The following is a 20794-nucleotide window of genomic DNA, read 5'->3' as shown; positions in this document are numbered from 1 at the left end:
CTACTCAAAAAATTGCCGACACCATCTCAGTAATGGAGGCCCCAATCTCATGGTCGTCAGTCAGGGCCTCGGTGATAGTTGCCCGGCAGGCCTGACGAGTAGGCACCCCGCTCTTGATCAAAAGAGCGGCATGAATCAGCAGACGGGTGCTGGCTCCCTCCTGCAGACCGGCATCCTTGAGCTGCCGGGTCATAGCCGCCAACCTCACCAGATCCTCGGCGATCTTTAAGGAAACCCCGGCCTCGGTCATCACAATTTCCGCCTCCAAGGAAGCCGGCGGGTACGCGAATTCCATGGCCAGAAACCGCTGACGGGTTGATTGCTTCAAGTCCTTTAAAACACTCTGATATCCTGGATTATATGATACCGCCAGGGCAAACTCAGGCGGGGCGATCAACAGCTCACCCAACTTTTCGATGGGCAGTTCCCGCCGGTCATCAGCCAAAGGATGAATCACCACCATGGTGTCCTTTCTGGCCTCGACAATCTCATCCAGATAGCAGATAGCCCCGGCCCGAACCGCCGAGGTCAACGGCCCATCCATCCACACCGCCTCGCCACCCTTAAGCAGATAGCGGCCCACCAAGTCGCTGGTGGACAGATCATCATGACAAGAGACCGTGATCAATGGCCGTTTAAGCTCCCAGGCCAAACGCCGCATGAACCTGGTCTTTCCACAGCCAGTCGGCCCCTTCAGCATCAATGGAATGTGGTTTTCGTAAGCAGCTCGGGCTATCAGCAACTCCCCTCCCTGCGGCAGATAAAAAGGTTCATCCTTGACCATATGCTTGGCAAATCGCTCGTGTTTCACCCTCATCGCACCATCCTTAATTTTGTAGGTTGCTGGCTTGAAAAAACCTTCAGTTTAAGATTAGAGTAGGCCCTGGTCACGTCCCTGTCAACGGACACCCCTGGATAAAGCGGCGCCCCGCACTCTCTTACTCTCCTTTTTCGTTTGACCCAGACCACGTTCCCTCGTACAATGCCCCGCCATGTCACAGAAACCTTCCGCCATCAATATCATCTGGCTGACCATGATCCTCACCGCCACCGTCACTGCCGCCTATACCGGCGCCATGGCGGAGGTCACCAAGGCCTCGTTTGAGTCAGCCAAAAGCGCCGTCACCCTGGCAATCGGCCTGATCGGACCCATGGCTCTATGGTTAGGGCTGATGAAGATCGCAGAAGCTGGAGGTCTGATGCAGACCGTGGCCCGGTCCCTCCGACCGGTAATGGTCCGTCTCTTTCCCGATGTCCCAGCCGAGCACCCGGCCATGGCCGCCATGATCATGAACATGGCGGCCAATATGCTGGGCTTAGGCAACGCAGCAACCCCCATGGGTATCAAGGCAATGCAGGAACTTGATCGACTCGCCGCAGAGAAAGGCACCGCCACCAATGCCATGTGCCTCTTTCTGGCCATCAACACCTCAAGCGTCACCATCCTGCCGTTAGGGGTGATCACGGTCCGGGCCGCAGCAGGCGCCACGTCCCCGGCCAGCATCCTGATCCCATCGCTTATCGCCACCATCCTCTCCACCACTGTAGCCATCGTGGCCTCCAAACTGCTCTCCGGGCCAGATGCTCCCTTGGTGACAGCACCCTCCGATAATACCCCAGTCGATACTATCCTCCCCGCTGACGAGACCAGTGATCTGCACCCACCAAGCCTGATGGGACGCCTATTCGTGCTGGCCCTGATCCTCGCCTTTGTCGTCGGGGCATGGCTTCAGCTCAGCCGCCAGCCACAGCTCACCCTGCTGTCTACCGCCACTTTCGATGCGGTCTCCAACTGGCTGATCCCGATGCTGATCGCAGGATTTCTGGTCTATGGTTATTTACGGGGAGTGAAGGTCTATGAAGTAATGACTGAAGGGGCCAAGGAGGGTTTTACGACTACAGTAAAGATCATCCCCTTCATGGTGGCGATCTTTGTGGCCATTGGCATGTTCCGGGCCAGTGGCGCCATGGAGATTATGGTTACGCTGCTCTCGCCACTGACCGAATCAGTCGGTATGCCGGCCGAAGCCCTGACCATGGCCATGCTTCGGCCCCTCTCCGGCAGTGGCGCCTTCGGCCTGATGTCGGAGATTGTCACTAAAAGTCCGGACAGCTTTCTGTCCTTCCTGGTCTCCACCATGCAGGGATCAACCGAAACGACTTTTTATGTCCTGGCCGTATATTTCGGCAGCATCGGCATCACCAGAACCCGGCACGCCCTGCCCGCAGCCCTCTGCGCCGATGCCGCCGGGGTCTTGGGCTCAGTTTTGATCTGCCGGTTCTGGTTCAGCTGAGATGACTGCCTTACGACCGATAAGGAAGCATCGCCTGACGACTTGTCCCCAGGACCTCCTCTCGGCCAAAGGTAAATTGCCGGATGATACCGACAAGCTCCTCTGAAGTTGCGGCATTATCCTGAGTCACACGGCTTATCTCCAAAATCGCGGTGTTGACCTGATCGACACCCTGGGCCTGCTCCTTTGACCCTTGACTTATCTCACTGATCAAGCTCCCGGCACGAGCGATATCAGCGCACACCTCGGTAAACTTTGTATTCGTGCTCTGAGTAATCTGATTCCCGATTTCAATCCGCTGCACCGTACTTCCAATCAGGGTTGCTGTATTCTTGGCGGCCTCGGCAGAACGAAGAGCCAGATTCCTAACCTCTTCGGCCACTACCGCAAACCCCGCCCCTGCCTCCCCTGCCCTCGCCGCCTCTACAGCGGCATTCAAGGCCAGCAGGTTGGTCTGGAAGGCAATCTCGTCAATAGTGTGAATAATCTTCTGGATCTCCCGGCTGGCGCTGGTGATTTCGAGCATTGACCGAGTCAGGTCACCGATTGCGGCTTGCACCGTCGTGACATTGCCACTGACCGTTTTGACCAGGGTATCTGCATGACTGGAGTTATCTGCATTTTGTTGGACCATGGCGGAAATCTCAGACATAGACGATGACGTCTCCTCCAGGGCTGCGGCCTGAGCTGAAGCGCCAGCGGAGAGACGCTGTGACGTATCAGCTATTCTGCTCATGATCGCCTTCAGATTAGCCCCCATCTGAGAAAGTGACGCACCAAGAACCCCAATTTCATCCTGATTGGTGACCACGATACTGGCATCCAAATTGCCCTCCCCCAATTCACTGGCAAATTCAGCGCAACGGTTTATCGGCTCGGATATCCGTTTGGCAAGTATCCACAACCCGCAGAAAGCAGCAACAGCAATTATTGCGGTCAAGGCCCAGATAGTGAGAATAATTTTAGTAAGCTGACCCTCAAGGACCGATCTTTTTTCAGCCACCTTACTGTCAATCTCATCAACATAAACACCTGTTCCGATAATCCATCCCAACGCCTTATGCCGCTTAACATAGGAAATTTTTGGCTGTTCACTACTCAAGCCGTCCTTGGTGGGCTTAGGCCAAAGATAATCGACATACCCGCCCTCGGAATTCTCTGTTAAATCCACAAAGGTCGTAAATAGATTTTTGTTCCCCGTAGCGCAATTATATTTACTGGCATCAAGAACCGTATTATTCAACTTAGGCGCGGTAGGATGCATAACCATAGTGGGGATAGGCTTACCTGTGTCATTGACCCAGAAATAGCCAACCCCATGGTCATAACGCATCTTTTCGATCAGGGCGAGAGCAGGAGCCATGGCAGCACGAACCTCAATCTTACCCTGATCCCCTCCTGCTGTACCCCCCTTAGCACTCAACTCCACATAGAACGTATCCAACACCGAATAGGCAATCTCCACCTGATCCTGAAGCGCCACCTTCACCTCAGAAAGGGCATCCTGCCGAAAGGACTCAAGATCACTTGTCATGTTCCGCTTGAAGGAAATAGAGATAAATATGGTGATAAGCAACACCGAAAGAATTAAAACAGAAAACGAAATCAACAAAAATTTCCACCGGATACTTAAACGTGATGAACCCATACCATGCTCCTTTTTTAACAATACATGACTACCAGTACCAGAGATTTTCTTTAAGTATTATTGCTCATCCACAAACGAGAACACAAGGGTTTTTCTTTAGCCATAATAAAAATTACCTTAAGCGACATCGCCCCAGTCAAGCGTAAGCGGATAACTGCCTGTTCGGGTGTATTTTCTCGCTCGGCACCTCTTTTCAACAACCCATACCTCTTATGCCATACACTCTTTTCATCTTCCTTCTCGCCGGGTTCACCCAAGGCGTCTCAGGCTTCGGCGCCGGACTGGTGGCCATGCCGCTCTTGACCCTGGTCCTCGGCATCAAGGCCGCTGTCCCGTTAAGTATGCTGAATGGCTTGATCATCACCGGCTATTTATCTCTGCAGCTCAAAGGCCACATCGACTGGCGCAAAATTCTGCCGCTGCTGATCGGCTGCCAACCGGGAATATTCCTGGGCGCACTGGCCTTGAAAAGCATGAACGCCGACCTTCTTCAACTTGGCCTGGGCGCCTTCATCTCCCTCTACGCGATCTATAGCCTGTCAACTCCCCCCAAACCGCGCACGATTTCCCGGCGCTGGGGCTACGTCGCCGGCTTTCTGACCGGAGTAATCAGCAGCGTTTTCTCTGCCGGTGGGCCACCGGCAGTCATCTATGTCTCCTTAACCGGCTGGGCAAAAGACGAGATCAAGGCAACGCTGTCGGTCTTCTTTTTTGTCAGCGGGATCATCACCGCAATCGGTCATGCCATCAACGGCCTTACCACTCCCGCCGTATTACAACACTTTGCCTGGACCGCCCCCATAACCCTGGCTGGAGTGCTTGCCGGATCCCTACTCTATCGCCGGATCAAGCAGCGAACCTATATCGCCATCATGCTCTGGCTCTTGATCCTCATGGGCGTGATGATGATCGTCATCGCAGGCTACCGTCTCCTCGGCTAGCTGTGATTTGTCATCTTCGCCCCAAGATCTTACAAGAAAATAGCAATTCATCAGGCAATCGGGTATAGTCCCAGAAGTTTACAGTAGAGGCCTGATCACGAAATCCCTCTGCACAAAAAATGCATCATTCCGCTTAGCTCTACGTTGAACCCAAATAACCATGCGCTTTGACACCATTAAAATCCTTGATATGCTGTCGCTGATCCATGAGGATCTCGACATCGACACGGTGGAGCGCCGTTTTTTTGACCTCGCCACTCAAATTTTCCCCTTCGACCGCCTGGCCCTCTTCTTTGTCAAACACAAGAAGGGTGTGCTTCAGGGCAAGCTGAGCCAAGGCTTTTCGGCGAATGAGATCGAAAACCTCAACATACCTATCTCGCGAGACTTCATCCTCAGCAGCCCGCTAATCACCGGTATACCGATATGGAACCAAACCATTGACAGCGACCCCTACATCAAAGGACTGGGACTCACCAACTTCACCATTATCCCGATAATCAACCGCAAACGGGTCTCGTGCTGGGAGGTAACCGCCTGCCGCCAGACCACCTGCCCCGCCTACGGCAACCGCTGGCTTCGCTGCTGGCTGGTCTCTGACCGTCAGTGCAGCACTGGCCAGGGTGTCAGCGACGAGCAGAAACATCAAAAATGCCTGGCGTGCCCGGTCTACCAGGAAGGGAGGGTGGATTGCGTGGAAGGGGTGCTGCTGGCGGACAACTCTCTCTCCGAAAAGCCAATCAGCGATGACACGGTCATGATCCTGTCGCTGATCGGTCACACCGTTGGAGCTGCCATCAATAACTCCAAGCATTTTCAACGGACGCTCATCGACTCAATTCAGGACGACCTGACCTCCATCCCTAACCGCCGCTACTTTAACGAACGGCTGGTCGATGAACTGGAGCGGGTCAACCGTTACCCCAAAGAACCGGCCAGTCTGATCTTTATCGATATCGATTTCTTTAAAGTCGTTAACGATACCCACGGACACCAGGCAGGAGACGCGGTCCTAGTCTGGTTCGCCGGCTTTCTTTCTTCCCAGCTGAGAAAAAGTGACGTTGTCGCCCGCTACGGTGGCGAAGAGTTCGCCATACTCCTGATCAACACCCCCAAAATCCGAGCCATCAAAGTGGCAGAGGAGTTACGTCACGGGATTGAGACCCACTCCGGCCCCGCCACCAACGGTATTAAGATCACCGCAAGCTTTGGCGTCGCCACTTTTGGCGATGACGCCATTAATGTTGACGGACTGATCGCCAAAGCCGACAGGGCGCTGTATTCAGCCAAGGCCCAAGGCCGCAACCGGGTCTGCCACCCAGACTAGAGGAGAACAACAAGTGCCTGTCGTGCCACCCCTGACCGTTGGCATCCTATCCGACACCCACCTCTCCCGGCTGACCCCAGAATTTGAAGCGCGAGCAGAAACCTGTTTTGCTGACTGTTCTGTAATCCTGCATGCCGGCGACCTGACTGACCTCACAATCCTCAAGGCCTTTACCAACCGTGAGGTTCACGCAGTCCACGGCAATATGTGCTCATTTGTCTGCCACAAAGCGCTTCCAGAGAAAAAAGTGCTCCGCTATCGAAACTTTACCGTTGGCCTAATCCACCGGGCAGGCAACACCTACGATTTCGAAGATCAGCTCATCGATCAATTTGAAGACGTTGACTGTATCATCTATGGCCATACCCATCACCCGGTCTGCCACCACCATAGCGGCATTCTGTTCATCAACCCCGGCTCGTTTCAGGCCACCGGCCGTCATGGGCACCCCGGCACTTACGCCATCCTTAAGATCGGCGACACCCTGCGGGCAACTATCCATGAGGTCCCTGTATAAACGAACTTATCGGTTTACAATTGACGGTGAATGATCATACCAATGGCTGATGAGCGCACACTAACATTATCCATCATGTGATAATTCTTGACGATTCTTTTAACCGTAAACCGATAACTGATAACTGATTACCGTTAAACAATGAATACCATCACCCCAACTACCCAATCCACCTCACCTGCCACTATCCCGGCCATGACCGATCAGGCCAAAATCACCCCCATGCTCAGACAGTATCTTGAGATCAAGGCCCTACACCCGGACGCTATCCTCTTCTACCGGCTGGGTGACTTCTACGAGATGTTCTTTGATGACGCCAAAACCGCGTCCCGAGTCCTCGGCATCACCCTGACCTCCCGCAACAGCAAGGACGACGAGAATAAGGTGCCGCTCTGCGGAGTGCCGTACCACGCCGCAGCCAATTATCTCGCCAAACTGGTAAGGGCAGGATTCAAGGTGGCGGTCTGTGAGCAAGTGGAGGATCCCAAGACCGCCAAGGGTGTGGTCAAGCGCGAGGTAGTCCGGGTGATCACCCCTGGGCTGATCACCGAAGAGGGGCTGCTGGACGACAAAAACAACGTCTATGTAGCGGCAGTGGCCCCTCCTGACGTCAAGACGGACGCCTCCTGGGGATTAAGTCTGCTCGACCTGTCAACCGGGGAATTCATGGTGGGAGAATTTGACGATCTCTCAGCAGTGATCGATGAACTCTGCCGCCAGAACCCGGCAGAACTTGTGCTCCCCGCCGGCGACGAGCGAGGGAAAACAATCGCCAAGACCCTGGCCCACACCATGGCCCTGTGCGTGACCGAGCGGCACCAGGATGATTTTCTGCCCCACAGCGCCCGGCACAGCCTCCTGGAGCATTTCAACACCACCAATCTCGCCGGGTTCGGCTGTGAGCAGATGATCGCCGGCGCCAATGCTGCCGGCGCCCTTTTTACCTATATCCGTGATACCCAAAAAGCCGATCTCTCTCACATCGAACGCCTGACCCCGCTCCTGCACGAAAACCTGCTGATCATCGATGACTCTTCCCGCCGCAACCTGGAAATCACCCAGACCATCGTTGGCGGCAAACGCGAGGGATCACTCCTCGCCACCCTTGATTTCACTCAGACCCCGATGGGCGCCCGGCTGTTGAAAAAAAGCCTGCTCTTTCCCCTGCAGGACCCCCGGCAGATCAACCGCCGGCTAGAGACAGTAAACGGCTTGTTCCACGACGCCGAGCTCCGTGACGACCTGCGCTCCCTGCTTACCCGAGTCTACGACCTGGAACGACTAAACAGCCGTTTGGTCCTCGGCAGCGGCAACGCCCGTGACCTTACCGCCCTCAAACACTCACTCGGCCAACTGCCCCAGATCAAGACCCGTCTTGCCGAGATCCAAGTCCCGATCCTAATGGAAATCGCAAGCGACCTGGACCCCCTCACCGATCTCTTCACCCTGCTTGAGGCAAGCATCCGTGAAGACGCGCCGATCACTCTCCGCGAGGGACACCTGATCAAGAGCGGATACAACCAGGAACTCGACGAGATCATCGCCATCCTCACTGACGGCAAGCAGTTGATCCTCGATCTCGAAAATCAAGAAAAAGCCCGCTCCGGAATCAACACCTTAAAAATCGGTTACAACCGCGTCTTCGGCTACTACCTGGAAGTGAGCAAGGCCCAGATGGCCAATGTCCCGGACTACTTCATCCGCAAACAAACCCTGGCCAATGCCGAACGTTTCATCACCCCGGAGTTAAAAGAGTTTGAAGGCAAGGTCTTGGGCGCTCAGGAGAAACGAGTGGACCTGGAACATGAACTGTTCTTAAACATCCGGACGACAGTGGCGGCTGAAAGCGCCCGCGTCCTCAAAACGGCAGCCCATCTTGCCCAGATCGATTTAATGTGCTGCCTGGCCGAGGCGGCTCGCAAGCTCAAATACGTCCGGCCCCATGTGGACAACGGCGAGGAGATCATTATCGAGGAAGGACGACACCCGGTGATCGAAGTTTCACTGCCGCCGGGCCGCTTTGTGCCCAACGATATCCACCTCGACCAGGAAAACCATGAAGTCCTGATAATCACCGGCCCCAACATGGCGGGAAAATCGACGGTGCTAAGACAGACTGCGCTGATCGTCCTCATGGCCCAAGTCGGCAGCTTTGTCCCTGCCGCCTCCGCCAGAATCGGCGTGGTTGACCGGATCTTCACCAGAGTGGGGGCCATGGACAACCTGCGCCAGGGACAGTCCACCTTTATGGTCGAAATGAACGAGACTGCCAATATTCTAAATAACGCCACCGAAAAGAGCCTGGTCATCCTGGATGAAATCGGACGAGGAACCAGCACTTTCGACGGCCTCTCAATCGCCTGGGCTGTGACTGAAGATCTGGTCAACAAAAACGGTCGCGGGGTCAAAACTATCTTCGCCACTCACTACCATGAGCTGACCGAGCTGGCCATGACCAACCAGCGAATCAAAAATTTCAATATCGGGGTGCGGGAGTGGAACAACACCATCATCTTTCTCCACAAACTCCTGACCGGCGGGACCAACCGTAGTTACGGCATCCAGGTCGCTGCATTGGCCGGGGTTCCAGCCCCAGTCATTGAAAGAGCCAAAGAATTGCTGCATAATATTGAAAAAGGGGAATTAAACCAGTATGGTAAGCCGAAGATAGCGCACAGCATCTCGGACAAGACCCCAGACCGTCCTTGCCAGCTCCCCTTATTCGCCGCGACTACCGATCCACTCTACGCGAAATTAGAGGGGATAGAGCCAGACCGCCTCTCCCCAATCGAGGCCTTAACCCTGCTCTATGAATTGAAGGCGCTGAGCGTAACATCCTGACTTTGAAACTAAATATTAATAACGTATTCTTTAATTCCTGTGACAAATAATAAAAACATGGACGTAAACAGATCGATTTTTTACACCGGGATGATCTGTCTGATGCTGGCGTTGCTATCCGTGATTTCGGCATCGCCAACCCACGCCAGCAAACTCTCGACCACCAATAATAAAGATAAGTCCATCACCAAGAGCTACAACCTCGCACTGGCCCGCCACCATAACCTAGAATACAGCCCCACCATGGCCAAAGACCGGGAAAACTGGCTTCTTTGCGCCAAGGCGCTGAAACGGACCTATGCAATTGATCCCACCCACCAGTCAGCACCCATTACCCTCTTCACCCGAGGAGAAATCTTTCGCCAGATGTTCAATAAATTTGGCAACAAGGATGACTTGAACGAGGCTTTATCCGACTACGACAAGGTGGCCAATCTCTACCCCCAGCATGAATTTGCCGATGACGCGCTCTACCATAACGCCAAATTTCATACCGACGAGTTAAAAGATGCCAAAACCGCAACCCTGATTCTGGCAAAATTGATCGCTATTTACCCCAAGGGAGACAGGGCGGAACCCGCTGTCAAAGCGCTCAAAGACTTAAAGGCTTCACTGACCAAAGCCAATGCGGCCCCACCGTCTCCCGACCCTCCTCAAGCCGTGGCGCCCTCCCCACAACCCCCACCAAAACCCGCTCCCACCACGACCATTGGTGGACCCATCGAAGTCGTTGGCCTTCGCCACTGGTCCACCAAAAATTACACCCGCGTCGTTATTGAGACCTCAGCCCCAGTGTCATACCAAGGACACCTCCTCAAAAAAAATAACGACAACCCAAAACGTCTGTATGTCGACCTGAGCAAATGCGCTATCTCTCGCGACCTCCAACAGTCTCTTCCCATCAAGGATGGCCTTCTGCAACAGATGCGTAGCGCCCAGTTCAGCACGGACACCGTTCGGGTGGTGCTTGACGCCCATGCCATCGCTGATTATCAAATATTCAACCTAGAAAACCCCTTCCGCATCATCGTTGACGTCAAGGGGTCTTCCAATGGTAAGGCAGTCACAAAAACAGCCTCCAGCAATACACAGAAAAAAACACCACGCAACCAAGCCAAGACACAAATAAACGTCCCGCCCCCGCCTTTAATCGCTTCCATTCCGGGGGCGCCCTCTCTGGCACAACAACTTGGCTTGGGAATTAAACGGATTGTCCTTGATCCCGGACACGGCGGCAAAGACCCAGGCGCCATCGGGATCGGAGGTCTTAAAGAAAAAGATGTCGTCCTCAACGTCGCCCAAAAAATCGCCCGTAAAATCAGCTCCCAACTGGGGATTGAGGTAGTGCTGACCCGCAACTCCGATGTCTTCATCCCCCTTGAAGAACGAACAGCCATCGCCAACACCAAAAATGGAGATCTGTTCATCTCTATCCACGCTAACGCCGCTCCACGACCGCAGGCTCAAGGGATCGAGACCTACTACCTGGACTTTGCCGGCAATGAAGAGGCCCGCAGCATCGCTGCTCTGGAAAACGCCTCATCATCACGCCAGATCAGCGATCTCCAGAACATCCTGAGCAAGCTGATGCAAAACTCGAAAAAAGACGAATCCGCACGCCTGGCAGGGACAGTGCAGAACACCCTGGTTTCCGGACTCTGCCGTCTCTATCCCCAAGTCAACAATCACGGGGTCAAAACTGCGCCGTTCATCGTCCTGATCGGGGCCCAGATGCCCTCCATCCTCATTGAGGTCGCCTTCCTCACCAACCCGCTTGAGGCGGAACGGCTCAAAAGTGACAAATATCTCGAAGATCTTGCCGATCACATCACCGCAGGCATATCCAACTACTCCTCATCGCTGGCCATGGCCAGACTCTAGGAGCCTGTCGGACTTAGACATAAATCTACTGCAAATTCGTGAAACCGGCCCATATCCCCATGAATTTTCGTTAAATAGCCCTGCTATTCGCCTCAAATTCATGAATATCTGGTCACAATTTCACGAATTTTCGCTACGATTCTCTAAGTCCGACAGGCGCCTAGCCGAGTCAATATCCGTTAATCCGGAACCATATTCCGCCATCCAGAACGCCCACCCTACTCCCCACCCCAGACCATCACGTTAGCCAACCTCCATCTCGCTGAAATAACCCAACAAAACCCCAGTGTCAAAAATTATTTAACACTGGCACCAAAAATGCTTTTGATCAACAGTGAACTACTTTCACACCCCGACCACACGGCCACTGACAGCAACAAAAATCATCACAAGGAACAAAAAAATGAAACCTCACATAGTTACCATAGTCGCCATTGCCTCCCTAGGGTTTGCCCTCACGTGTAACACAGCTTTTGCGGGAAACTACGGAACAAACATCACTATCTTTGACGGCGAGAGAACAAATGAAGGGCTTGTTAACCCTATCTACGAAGACAACGAGACAGAACCGGGGATGGTGCAAAGCCAGGAGTGGGACTTAGAGGGATTTTTTCTCAAAGGTAACATTTTGACCATGATCGGTGGTTTCAATTTCAAAACAGGTGTCCCTGGTTATAATGGACTTAACAGCTCAAAAGACTTCACCTCCGGAGATCTCTTTATCAGCACCAATGCCAGCTATGGCCGCCCCTTAAGCGGAGCAATGTATCTAGTCGGCAGCGCCGGCGAGATCATAACCGATACCAACGGCAACAACGTGGCGTATAACCCGCTGGCGTCGCAGGACGGGAGTAAAAACGTAAGCAGCTCCTTCGGTTACGAGTATGCGCTGGACATTAACTGGGCAGCACTTACCTTCTCAATCGTCCAGCTCAACCCAGACTCCGCAACGACAACGGTCTACTACCATCAAAACGAGGACGGGTCACCATCATCAAACCCTTGGAAATACTTTGCCAATGGCACAATTATCGGCCAACCAGGCACAGTAAACAATCTCAGCATTGTCAATGATTCCGGATTCTCGGGAATGGGCAGCAACAACACCCACTACGCCGTTTCCTTTGACCTCAGTAACTTCTTCTCAGTCACCGGCCTATACGGTCAGGATTTTTACACCCACTTCACTATGGGCTGCGGCAATGACAACCTGATGGGACAAGGAACTGCCCCAGTCCCAGAGCCCGGAACACTGCTCCTCTTCGGAACTGGCCTGGCAGGGCTTGGCGCCTTTGCCCGACGCAAGGGTCTCATCCCTACAAAACTGCATAATCCCGACAAATAACCACCGATCCGTCCACCCAGACCTCCCCTTCTCCACATTCTTCTGCAGCACCACACAAAACACTCTTTAGGCCTCGTCCCCTCCTGGCATATCGGTTCGAAGTGCCAGGAGACCCCCACCAGACATAGAATAAACCACATCATTCCGTGGTGTTGTATCGTTAAACCAGTATCCATCAACAAAAAACGGCTCCCATTCGGGAGCCGTTTTTTGTTGACAAATCATTTAACAAAAGAGTAGACAACAATCCTAGTGTTTACTGAGCCTACCAATAGTACTGACATCAATCAGTCACATACCAAAGGCAAAAAACTCCACAACACCATGAAAATCCTCTTTGCCGAAGACAATGCCGCCTTCAGGCTCATCCTGAAAAACCAGCTTGAATTCATCGGTCACCAGGTCGTTATGGCGATCAATGGTCGGCAAGCCTTATCTTTAATCCGCGAAACCAAACCGGAACTTATCATCTCCGACATCCAGATGCCCGAAATGGATGGATACCAACTCTGCGAAGCAGTCCACGCCGACAACTCACTCTCTCAGATCCCGTTCATCTTCTACACCGGCACCTTCCTCTCCCCGGAAGATGAAACACTAGCCCTCGCCTTGGGGGCCGACCGCTTTCTCAGAAAACCCGTTGAATTAAAAACAATGCTTCAAGAAATACAGCTCGTTGTTGAAAAAAAACAATCGGAAAACCACCCCCCACCCCCTTTGCCCAGCAAAGAGACACAAACCCTTTACCAAAAAACTATCTCCCGAAAACTCAACAAAAAGCAGGCCGAATCATCCCTCTACCGGGAAATAGTCAACCAATGCCATGAGGCTATCGTCGTCGTCGACCAGGCAGGCCATCTGATCCTCCAAAATCCGGCCCATCAACACCTCTTCAATCTGTGTAATCCACCATCCGACTGGACACCAGCCCAGACCCTGGGAGAGGAACCGTATCGGCAGATCCAAGACATCAGCAATCAGACCGGCCACTACCACGGGGAATTGCTTCGTCCGACCAACCACTTACCAGAAATCTACCTGGAAGTAACAGCCTTTGCCATCGCCGACAACGGTGAAGAAACAGCCACTGTCCTCATCCTCCGAGACGCGACCGACAAAAAGCAAGAGGAAAACGAAAAAAAAATCCTCCAGGCCCAACTGATCCAAGCCCAGAAGATGGAAGTCGTCGGCCGCCTAGCCGGAGGCATCGCCCACGACTTCAACAATATTTTAAACGCCATCCTTGGATATAGCGAACTGGCACTCCTTGACCTGCCAGAAAACAACCCTGCACACAACTCCATCAAGATCATTCAATCATCCGGAGAACGCGCGGCGCGACTTGTACGCCAACTCCTGGCCTTCTCCCGCAAGCAGATCTTAAAGATCGGTCCTGTCAGCATCAATCAGATCATTGGCGACCTAAACAAAATGCTGTCCCGCCTGATCGGAGAAGACATAAAACTCCAACTGCATCTAGCGCCAAACAACTACGAGGTCATGGCCGACGCAGGTCAAATCGAGCAGATCATCCTCAATCTGGCCGTCAATGCCCGAGATGCGATGCCGACAGGGGGCAACTTATCCATCAGCACCGACCGGGCCGAAATAGGAGATGACACCCCGTACCTTGAGCTGAACCCCGGCGCCTACATCACCGTTTCAATCACTGACAGCGGAAGTGGCATGAACAAACAGACCCTCGACCGAATCTTTGAGCCCTTTTTCACCACCAAGGAGATCGGCAAGGGAACCGGACTTGGCCTGGCCACCGTCTTCGGGATCATCAAACAGCATCACGGACATATTTCCGTTGACAGTCACCCCGGTCACGGCACGACCTTTACGCTCTTTCTGCCAGAGGCAAGCTCGACGAATGCCGCAACCGCCGAAACTCTCCGCACCCCTCAAACCTTAGCCCATGGCGAAGAGACCATCCTGGTGGTAGAAGACGACACCTCGTTCCGCAATCTGTTAATCGAAGTCCTAACCCAATTGAGCTATACCGTCATTACCGCCCCGGACGGCACCGACGCCATTCGCCATATCGAAGAGCACCCACTGCCCATCGATATGCTGTTGACCGACGTTATTCTGCCAGGACACAATGGACGCCAGGTCGCCGAGGCCTTCACCAAGAAATACCCGACCGCCAAAATACTATTCATGTCCGGCTACACTGACGACATCCTCTCCCCCTATGGCCTTCACCGAGTCAACTTCATCCAGAAGCCCTTCTCGCCATTGACCCTGACTGTAAGAATCCGCCAACTTCTGGACCAGAACTCGCCAAAAAAGTTCACTCTGTTCACGACTCCTCAATCTGTCGGCGACACTGCATAAGCTGCCGCCCCTTAATTTCCACCATATCCAGATCATAAATGTCCTGAGGAAACAACATTTCCGCTACCCCGGAATCAAAGACCCGCTTGATCTCGTACTCGTCGTGGGAAATGTCCCGCTGATAGATATAGTTCAGATAGGTCTTGTTGCTGTGAATGATAAACTCCACCCGCATTCCACCCATCCGGGCAAAGAACTTGAACATCGGGGTCAATGCAGAACTGCCGATATTCCCCCCCTGATGGCGCCCTCCTGTCAGGGTATCGGTAATCTCCTCCAGGGCCATAAACGAATCGGCACGCAAGGCGCTCTTAGTCAAGTGGGCGAGAAAGAGTTTAACCTCGGCTACCGAATCGAGAACCGCCATCAGCCCAAGCTCGTCGTCAACCGCCACCGCCGGATTCTCCTCTCCCTTGCGCAGCAACTTCAACACTTTGGCCTCTGGTGGCTTCTTGCGAATCGTGACATAAATGGGAATCTCACGGCTACCAACCTGAAACCTGCGACGCTTGATCAAGGTTAGTTTCTGCCCCGGCTTCCGCACAACTGCCCGTGCCTCCTGCGGGGTGATCACCCGTACCGACTGACAGGCGAACTCCTTGGGATCATGCTGACTCAGCAGATACGCCACTTCCAACTCACCGATCTTGCTGCGCTGACTCCAGACCTTGTCGTTTAAAAAGTTAAGAAACTCATAGAACTTGCTCTCGATCCCAGTTTCTCGCTCCCGCTGATCAATGGAACCAGCAAGACTCATCAGGATCAACTTCCGCTTGGCCTCAAAGCGGGCCTTTTTATGGTAGCGGTCATCAAAGATAATCAACAGCAGATCCACTGGACTCGAAATCGCGTCAATCTCATTGGTCATTTCGATATTGGAGGCGAAACTGGCCATGACCTTAGCCTTGAGAAAACGAATTACCCCATCGGCAGTCCGCGAATAACCTCCCACCGTAGAAATTATCTCCCGTTCATTACCATCCAGACCGAACATATTGCCCAACAAGACAAAGCAGCGGCGGTTGACTTCCTGCCGCCGGTCACGGTCATGAATCAACTGCTGCACCTCGGCAAAGCTTGAGACCTGCAAGAAATCAAAAATCTGGCTGCGAATAGCCCTGAAACGGGTCACCATCCCGGCCTGACGCATCGCCTTGCATAACAAACGGTTATCATTAGAAAAAATATTGACGTCCGGTGGATGATGCAGCGTGGCGAATGGTCCCTGCTGATCAAGGAGTGGGAAACTCATCCTGTTCTTCATGACAACAACCCCATGAGGTAAAAAAAGCCCGCGTTAACGGCTGAAAGAAAGGGAAGAAAGCGACAACACCGGAAAACAGATCAACACAACCTGATAAAATTACGAAAAAACACCTCAAACTCTCTGGCCATCTGGCCATGATTCTTTCTGGATTCAGCCAAGATCGCAAGGGGGTTGACGAATTTTCCATTCAATGAGTTAACCCACTTACTATCCTTTTGCCAATATTTTTCAACGTCTTCATGCGATCCGGCATGGTTAACAAACTGCACACCGATGATATGAGGCCGACCAGGAATAGAGATGGCCTCAACCTGACATTCAACCGAAGTCGCAAGCACCGACAAACTCTTGGGCAACGGTTCCAACACCGAATGATCGTGCCATTTAAAAAACGACATCATGATTGGCAACCGTTTAAACACCGGATGCTCCCGGCCATGCCTGGTCAGATGCCCCTCCACGAAACCGATACTGGCACAATAATTTCTCCCAATCCTCGCTCCTTGCGCCTCAGCCAACAACAGGTGGCCTAAACCAAGACCTAAGTAAGGCCGGTCTGCGGCAAGCCATTGACGAATGAAAGCCAGTTCATGCTCCAAGAGTTCCATGGATCTCGAATGATCATCGAGCCGCCCGCCGATGACGATCAAACCATCATAAGCTGCAAAATCCGGGAATTTCCGTTGCCAGACCTTCACCGTTTCCAGTTCAACCTTGAGGGCTTTGGCAGCCTGCTTCATAAACAAGCCAGGACCTGTCCATACCGCATGCTGCAAGAGTAGAAAACGCTTCGCCATGATTGTTAGGTCCTAAGATTATTCCCTGTCCCAGCAAAGCACCACCAGGCGCTGTTTCCCCAGCTAACATCTCAAAACGGGCAGCGGAGTGATACCCCTGCCAGAACAAAAAGTTTACCGTACCCACAATGGTCAAGAATCGAGGTGACAGCACTGTTCACGGCATCGCCCCGCCACCTCGAAAAAAATCTTGATCAAATGTAACTATCCAGCAACACCACATCTGCTTTGTCATAAGCCTGCTCACATAGACGGGCTATAGTTCGCAGGCTTATTTCGCGCATCTGTAGCGCTGCTGAATAGTTACAGTCCCGACATCTGCTTGTTTTGCGGATTGAGCTGGATAGTTACGATCAAAACGCCATGGACACCGTGACTCCACCGTAGACAAAGTTATCCTTGCCACTCATACTTGATGACTCAATCAGATCGCCGGCCTTGCTGCTTAAAGGAAACGAATAATTTACCCCGGGAGTGACGGCGATATATTCACCCACCGGAATAGTTATCGAAGCGGTAAGCAGTCCATCATGAAAACCACTATACTCGTTACCGGTTCCAGCAAACGATGAGTCTACCTCCTCGATATCATCAACGTCATCGGCTGACAGATAGCCCACCTGAGCGCCCAAATCTAGCCCGATCTTCTCGGTAAGCGGCACACTGTGCGATACCCCAAAGGTCACATACCAAGCCGGGGCGTGATCAAAGTCACGATAGACGGCCACGGTCGGCGCTAAGATGGTATCCAGGGATGCCTTGGCAAAAATCTCCTGAGTGTCTTCAAACCCATCAAGACCATAATAGATATACCCTGCAGTCATACCTACCGGGCCGACGGTCCAGTCATAGGCCAGAGTGAAATCGGTCTCGTTCCAGGCATTAGTCGTCGATACCGTGGGATCTGCGGAGTAGACGTCAGTATCCACATTCCCCCAGACATTGGCGGAGAACCCCTTGTAACCCACAGTCATCGACGGCTGAATAACGATGCTGTCCTTGCTGTACTCAAACCCCCGCCAGACATATTTGCTCAAGGCGCTGACAGAAAGGTCCGCTGTCGGCTTTTCCTCCTCAGCCATTGCCACGCTGCCAAACTGCACCATCCACAATACCCCCAAAACTGCCAAACTGATCTTTTTCCGTGTTTCCATAGTGCTCTCCTTTCCCTTTCGATGATTGCCCGGAGTACAAATCCCCCCGGTTTAAAATATGGTGAAGTGTTATGACTCGTTGCAGAAGCCCTCCACCACGAATGAAGGGCTTTGCTAAAGACATCAAGCCTGCTTTGAACCCATCTGAAAATCAAAATAGGCATGCCCCCCATGTTCGGCGATATCAAGACCCTCGATCTCCTCTTCTGCTGAAACCCGCAGCCCAACCGTAGCCTCTATAACTTTAAATATGACGAAACAACAACCAAATGACCAGATAAATGCGGAACCAATGCCGAGGAGCTGGACTCCAATAAGTTTGGCGGTGACGCCCTCAATATTAAAGAGGGCTGCAGCTAACGTCCCCCAAGCCCCATTGACCCCATGAACTGAGATAGCGCCAACCGGATCATCAATCCCGATCCGATCAAAAAACAGCACCGCAAACACCACCAACACCCCGCCAATAGCACCAATAATTATAGAACTGGTCGGAGTGACATTGGCACATCCCGCAGTAATAGCCACCAGACCGGCTAACGCCCCGTTCAGACTCATGCCAATCTCCGGCTTCTTGAAGATGAACCAGGAGGTCAGCATCCCGGCGCAGCAGCCAGCTGCCGCCGCCAGATTGGTATTAACAAAGATCATAGCAATACTAGTATTAGCTGCTGTGGTAGAACCTGGATTAAAACCGAACCACCCTAACCATAGAATAAACACCCCGACTGCGGCCAAAGGAATATTGTGCCCTGGAATGGCCTTGACCTTACCATCTTTAGCATACTTACCGATACGTGGCCCAATAACCAAGGCGCCTGCCAACGCGGCCCAGCCACCGATGGAGTGAACAACGGTTGACCCGGCAAAATCGATAAACCCAAGTTTCCCCAACCAGCCATCGCCATGAAAGAGGTTCCCCCATGCCCAACTGCCAAATATCGGATAGACAAAGGCAGAAATCATTCCGCTGTATATAAAGTAACTCACAAACTTGGTCCGTTCCGCCATGGCGCCTGAAACAATAGTGGCTGCCGTGGCAGCAAACACCACCTGAAACATCCAGAAGGCAAGCACCCACGGGTCCCCGCCAACAGTGAAATCACTCAAGAAGAATCCGTCGGTCCCAAACCAGCCGGTGGTTGTTTTGCCAAACATCAAGCCAAAACCGATTGCCCAAAAGGCAAGTGAACCAACTGAAAAATCCATCAGGTTTTTCATCATGATATTGATCGCGCTTTTGGCCCGGGTAAAGCCTGCCTCAACACAGGCAAAACCAGCCTGCATAAAAAAGACTAACGCGGCGCACACCAGAGTCCAGACATAGTCCATATTAGTCTGAGCTCCTTTAATCGCCTCAGCGTTCGACGCAAGTGTCGGCACAGCCTCATCTCCTGCCCAAGCCAGTGCCGGCACAGCCAGCAGTGCCAGAATTATCAATAGATTATTTTTCATTAGATTGCTCCATCGAGTATTTTTGTACCGAAGCTTAGGCCTCGAAATAGATTTTTGATTTTACCACTACCCAAGAAATCCCTGCTGGTTCCCTAGATTGCAGTGTTACCTCTTTCTCCGGTTCGAATCCGCACCACTTCCTCGACAGGCAACACAAAAATCTTACCGTCACCAATCTTGCCGGTCCGAACACTATCCATGATAACCCTTACCACTTCGTCCACCCGCTCCTCCTCCACCACAATCTCTACCTTGACTTTGGGGATGAAATCGACCACATATTCAGCGCCCCGATAGACTTCAGTATGCCCCTTCTGACGCCCGAACCCCTTGACCTCACTCAAGGTCAATCCATTGATGCCCAAAGTGGCCAACGCCTCCTTCATCTCATCAAGTTTAAATGGTTTAATAATTGCCTCGATCTTCTTCATAGTGTTCTCCCTGGTTTGCGGCCCATGTTCCTGATGCACGTTGCCACTTTGTGCAAATCCAGGACACTGCCGATTAACAAATTGCATCCACATGAAGAATACAAAAGCAACAATCGTTCCTATTTTAAATATTTTTTATAAAAATCGCTTATTATCTTGATAATACGTTATTAATTTTATTAATAGTCTCGCGACATCGCCGGTCATCATTTATTATTTTATTACATTTATGTTATTATTTTAGACTATCAGCAACATAAATGTACACATACCACTCACGCACACCCACTTACATCACCACACCCCTCAGGGATGGCAGAAACAAGGAATCCACCCCACCAACAATCATTCACCCCAGAATCATCGGCCCAAAGGAAATCGGCAATTATTAATATGCCGCTTATCAACTCTCAGTAACTATCCACCTTCTGACCCAGAAAGGTGCCGAAGCCCAGAACCGTAACTGTTCAGCAGTGCCGCAGATGCTAGGCATCGGCCTGCGATGTGTGCTTTTCGCACATGAGCAGGCCGATAACAACGCAGATGTGGCACT

At 52.4% G+C, this 20794-nt stretch carries 15 protein-coding genes; 8 read left to right on the top strand and 7 right to left on the bottom strand.

The window, feature by feature from the left end; translation table 11 throughout:
* Positions 1 to 4: 4 nt before the first annotated feature.
* Positions 5 to 817, bottom strand: coding sequence for a CbbQ/NirQ/NorQ/GpvN family protein (locus tag FP815_05510; protein MBA3014394.1), 813 nt, complete (start codon positions 815 to 817; stop codon positions 5 to 7).
* A gap of 175 nt (positions 818 to 992) precedes the next feature.
* Between FP815_05510 and FP815_05505 the strand changes: the two genes are divergently transcribed.
* Positions 993 to 2294, top strand: a complete 1302-nt coding sequence (locus FP815_05505) for a spore maturation protein (GenBank protein MBA3014393.1) — start codon at positions 993 to 995, stop codon at positions 2292 to 2294.
* Positions 2295 to 2304: 10 nt separating this feature from the next.
* Here the strand turns inward: FP815_05505 and FP815_05500 are convergent, their stop codons facing one another.
* The gene (locus tag FP815_05500) at positions 2305 to 3942 is read right to left on the bottom strand and encodes a HAMP domain-containing protein (protein MBA3014392.1); all 1638 of its coding nucleotides are present in this window, start codon (positions 3940 to 3942) and stop codon (positions 2305 to 2307) included.
* 212 nt (positions 3943 to 4154) lie between these two features.
* Here FP815_05500 and FP815_05495 point away from each other — a divergent pair, with 212 nt between their 5' ends.
* The 7 genes from FP815_05495 (at position 4155) to FP815_05465 (ending at position 15137) form a co-directional block, all read left to right on the top strand.
* Positions 4155 to 4883, top strand: coding sequence for a sulfite exporter TauE/SafE family protein (locus FP815_05495; GenBank protein MBA3014391.1), 729 nt, complete (start codon positions 4155 to 4157; stop codon positions 4881 to 4883).
* A 160-nt stretch (positions 4884 to 5043) separates the two neighbouring features.
* Entirely contained in the window at positions 5044 to 6210 is a 1167-nt protein-coding gene (locus FP815_05490; GenBank protein ID MBA3014390.1) for a GGDEF domain-containing protein, read from the top strand.
* Positions 6211 to 6241: 31 nt separating this feature from the next.
* Positions 6242 to 6727, top strand: coding sequence for a YfcE family phosphodiesterase (locus tag FP815_05485; GenBank protein MBA3014389.1), 486 nt, complete (start codon positions 6242 to 6244; stop codon positions 6725 to 6727).
* Between the two features lie 195 nt (positions 6728 to 6922).
* Positions 6923 to 9568, top strand: a complete 2646-nt coding sequence (gene mutS, locus FP815_05480) for a DNA mismatch repair protein MutS (GenBank protein MBA3014388.1) — start codon at positions 6923 to 6925, stop codon at positions 9566 to 9568.
* A 57-nt stretch (positions 9569 to 9625) separates the two neighbouring features.
* The gene (locus FP815_05475; protein ID MBA3014387.1) at positions 9626 to 11449 is read left to right on the top strand and encodes an AMIN domain-containing protein; all 1824 of its coding nucleotides are present in this window, start codon (positions 9626 to 9628) and stop codon (positions 11447 to 11449) included.
* Between the two features lie 574 nt (positions 11450 to 12023).
* Positions 12024 to 12794 carry a PEP-CTERM sorting domain-containing protein gene (locus tag FP815_05470; protein ID MBA3014386.1) on the top strand — a complete coding sequence of 257 codons (771 nt, stop codon included), beginning with the start codon at positions 12024 to 12026 and terminating at the stop codon, positions 12792 to 12794.
* A gap of 252 nt (positions 12795 to 13046) precedes the next feature.
* Complete coding sequence (locus tag FP815_05465; protein ID MBA3014385.1) at positions 13047 to 15137, top strand: response regulator; 2091 nt, start codon at positions 13047 to 13049, stop codon at positions 15135 to 15137.
* On the opposite strand, the gene FP815_05460 is transcribed toward FP815_05465, so the two are convergent.
* From FP815_05460 to FP815_05440, 5 genes are all read right to left on the bottom strand, one after another.
* Positions 15103 to 16401 carry a hypothetical protein gene (locus tag FP815_05460; protein ID MBA3014384.1) on the bottom strand — a complete coding sequence of 433 codons (1299 nt, stop codon included), beginning with the start codon at positions 16399 to 16401 and terminating at the stop codon, positions 15103 to 15105. The two genes, FP815_05465 and FP815_05460, sit on opposite strands and share 35 nt — an antisense overlap.
* 80 nt (positions 16402 to 16481) lie before the next feature.
* Positions 16482 to 17201, bottom strand: coding sequence for a type 1 glutamine amidotransferase (locus FP815_05455; protein MBA3014383.1), 720 nt, complete (start codon positions 17199 to 17201; stop codon positions 16482 to 16484).
* Between the two features lie 353 nt (positions 17202 to 17554).
* The gene (locus FP815_05450) at positions 17555 to 18355 is read right to left on the bottom strand and encodes a hypothetical protein (protein MBA3014382.1); all 801 of its coding nucleotides are present in this window, start codon (positions 18353 to 18355) and stop codon (positions 17555 to 17557) included.
* 123 nt (positions 18356 to 18478) lie between these two features.
* Positions 18479 to 19810, bottom strand: coding sequence for an ammonium transporter (locus FP815_05445; protein ID MBA3014381.1), 1332 nt, complete (start codon positions 19808 to 19810; stop codon positions 18479 to 18481).
* 92 nt (positions 19811 to 19902) lie between these two features.
* The gene (locus FP815_05440) at positions 19903 to 20241 is read right to left on the bottom strand and encodes a P-II family nitrogen regulator (GenBank protein MBA3014380.1); all 339 of its coding nucleotides are present in this window, start codon (positions 20239 to 20241) and stop codon (positions 19903 to 19905) included.
* Between the last annotated feature and the right edge of the window lie 553 nt (positions 20242 to 20794).

This window comes from Desulfobulbaceae bacterium (assembly GCA_013792005.1).
In the GTDB taxonomy this organism is placed as follows: Bacteria; Desulfobacterota; Desulfobulbia; order Desulfobulbales; family VMSU01; genus VMSU01.
The sequence above is the reverse complement of the archived record's forward strand: the minus strand, read 5'-3'. Positions and strand labels throughout refer to the sequence as shown.

What these genes read in the sequence shown, in the direction of transcription:
- FP815_05510 (MBA3014394.1), bottom strand. Translation starts at nt 817, where the DNA reads ATGAGGGTGAAACACGAGCGATTTGCCAAGCATATGGTCAAGGATGAA.
- FP815_05505 (MBA3014393.1), top strand. Translation starts at nt 993, where the DNA reads ATGTCACAGAAACCTTCCGCCATCAATATCATCTGGCTGACCATGATC.
- FP815_05500 (MBA3014392.1), bottom strand. Translation starts at nt 3,942, where the DNA reads ATGGGTTCATCACGTTTAAGTATCCGGTGGAAATTTTTGTTGATTTCG.
- FP815_05495 (MBA3014391.1), top strand. Translation starts at nt 4,155, where the DNA reads ATGCCATACACTCTTTTCATCTTCCTTCTCGCCGGGTTCACCCAAGGC.
- FP815_05490 (MBA3014390.1), top strand. Translation starts at nt 5,044, where the DNA reads ATGCGCTTTGACACCATTAAAATCCTTGATATGCTGTCGCTGATCCAT.
- mutS (MBA3014388.1), top strand. Translation starts at nt 6,923, where the DNA reads ATGACCGATCAGGCCAAAATCACCCCCATGCTCAGACAGTATCTTGAG.
- FP815_05475 (MBA3014387.1), top strand. Translation starts at nt 9,626, where the DNA reads ATGGACGTAAACAGATCGATTTTTTACACCGGGATGATCTGTCTGATG.
- FP815_05470 (MBA3014386.1), top strand. Translation starts at nt 12,024, where the DNA reads ATGGTGCAAAGCCAGGAGTGGGACTTAGAGGGATTTTTTCTCAAAGGT.
- FP815_05460 (MBA3014384.1), bottom strand. Translation starts at nt 16,401, where the DNA reads ATGAAGAACAGGATGAGTTTCCCACTCCTTGATCAGCAGGGACCATTC.
- FP815_05455 (MBA3014383.1), bottom strand. Translation starts at nt 17,201, where the DNA reads ATGGCGAAGCGTTTTCTACTCTTGCAGCATGCGGTATGGACAGGTCCT.
- FP815_05450 (MBA3014382.1), bottom strand. Translation starts at nt 18,355, where the DNA reads ATGGAAACACGGAAAAAGATCAGTTTGGCAGTTTTGGGGGTATTGTGG.
- FP815_05445 (MBA3014381.1), bottom strand. Translation starts at nt 19,810, where the DNA reads ATGAAAAATAATCTATTGATAATTCTGGCACTGCTGGCTGTGCCGGCA.
- FP815_05440 (MBA3014380.1), bottom strand. Translation starts at nt 20,241, where the DNA reads ATGAAGAAGATCGAGGCAATTATTAAACCATTTAAACTTGATGAGATG.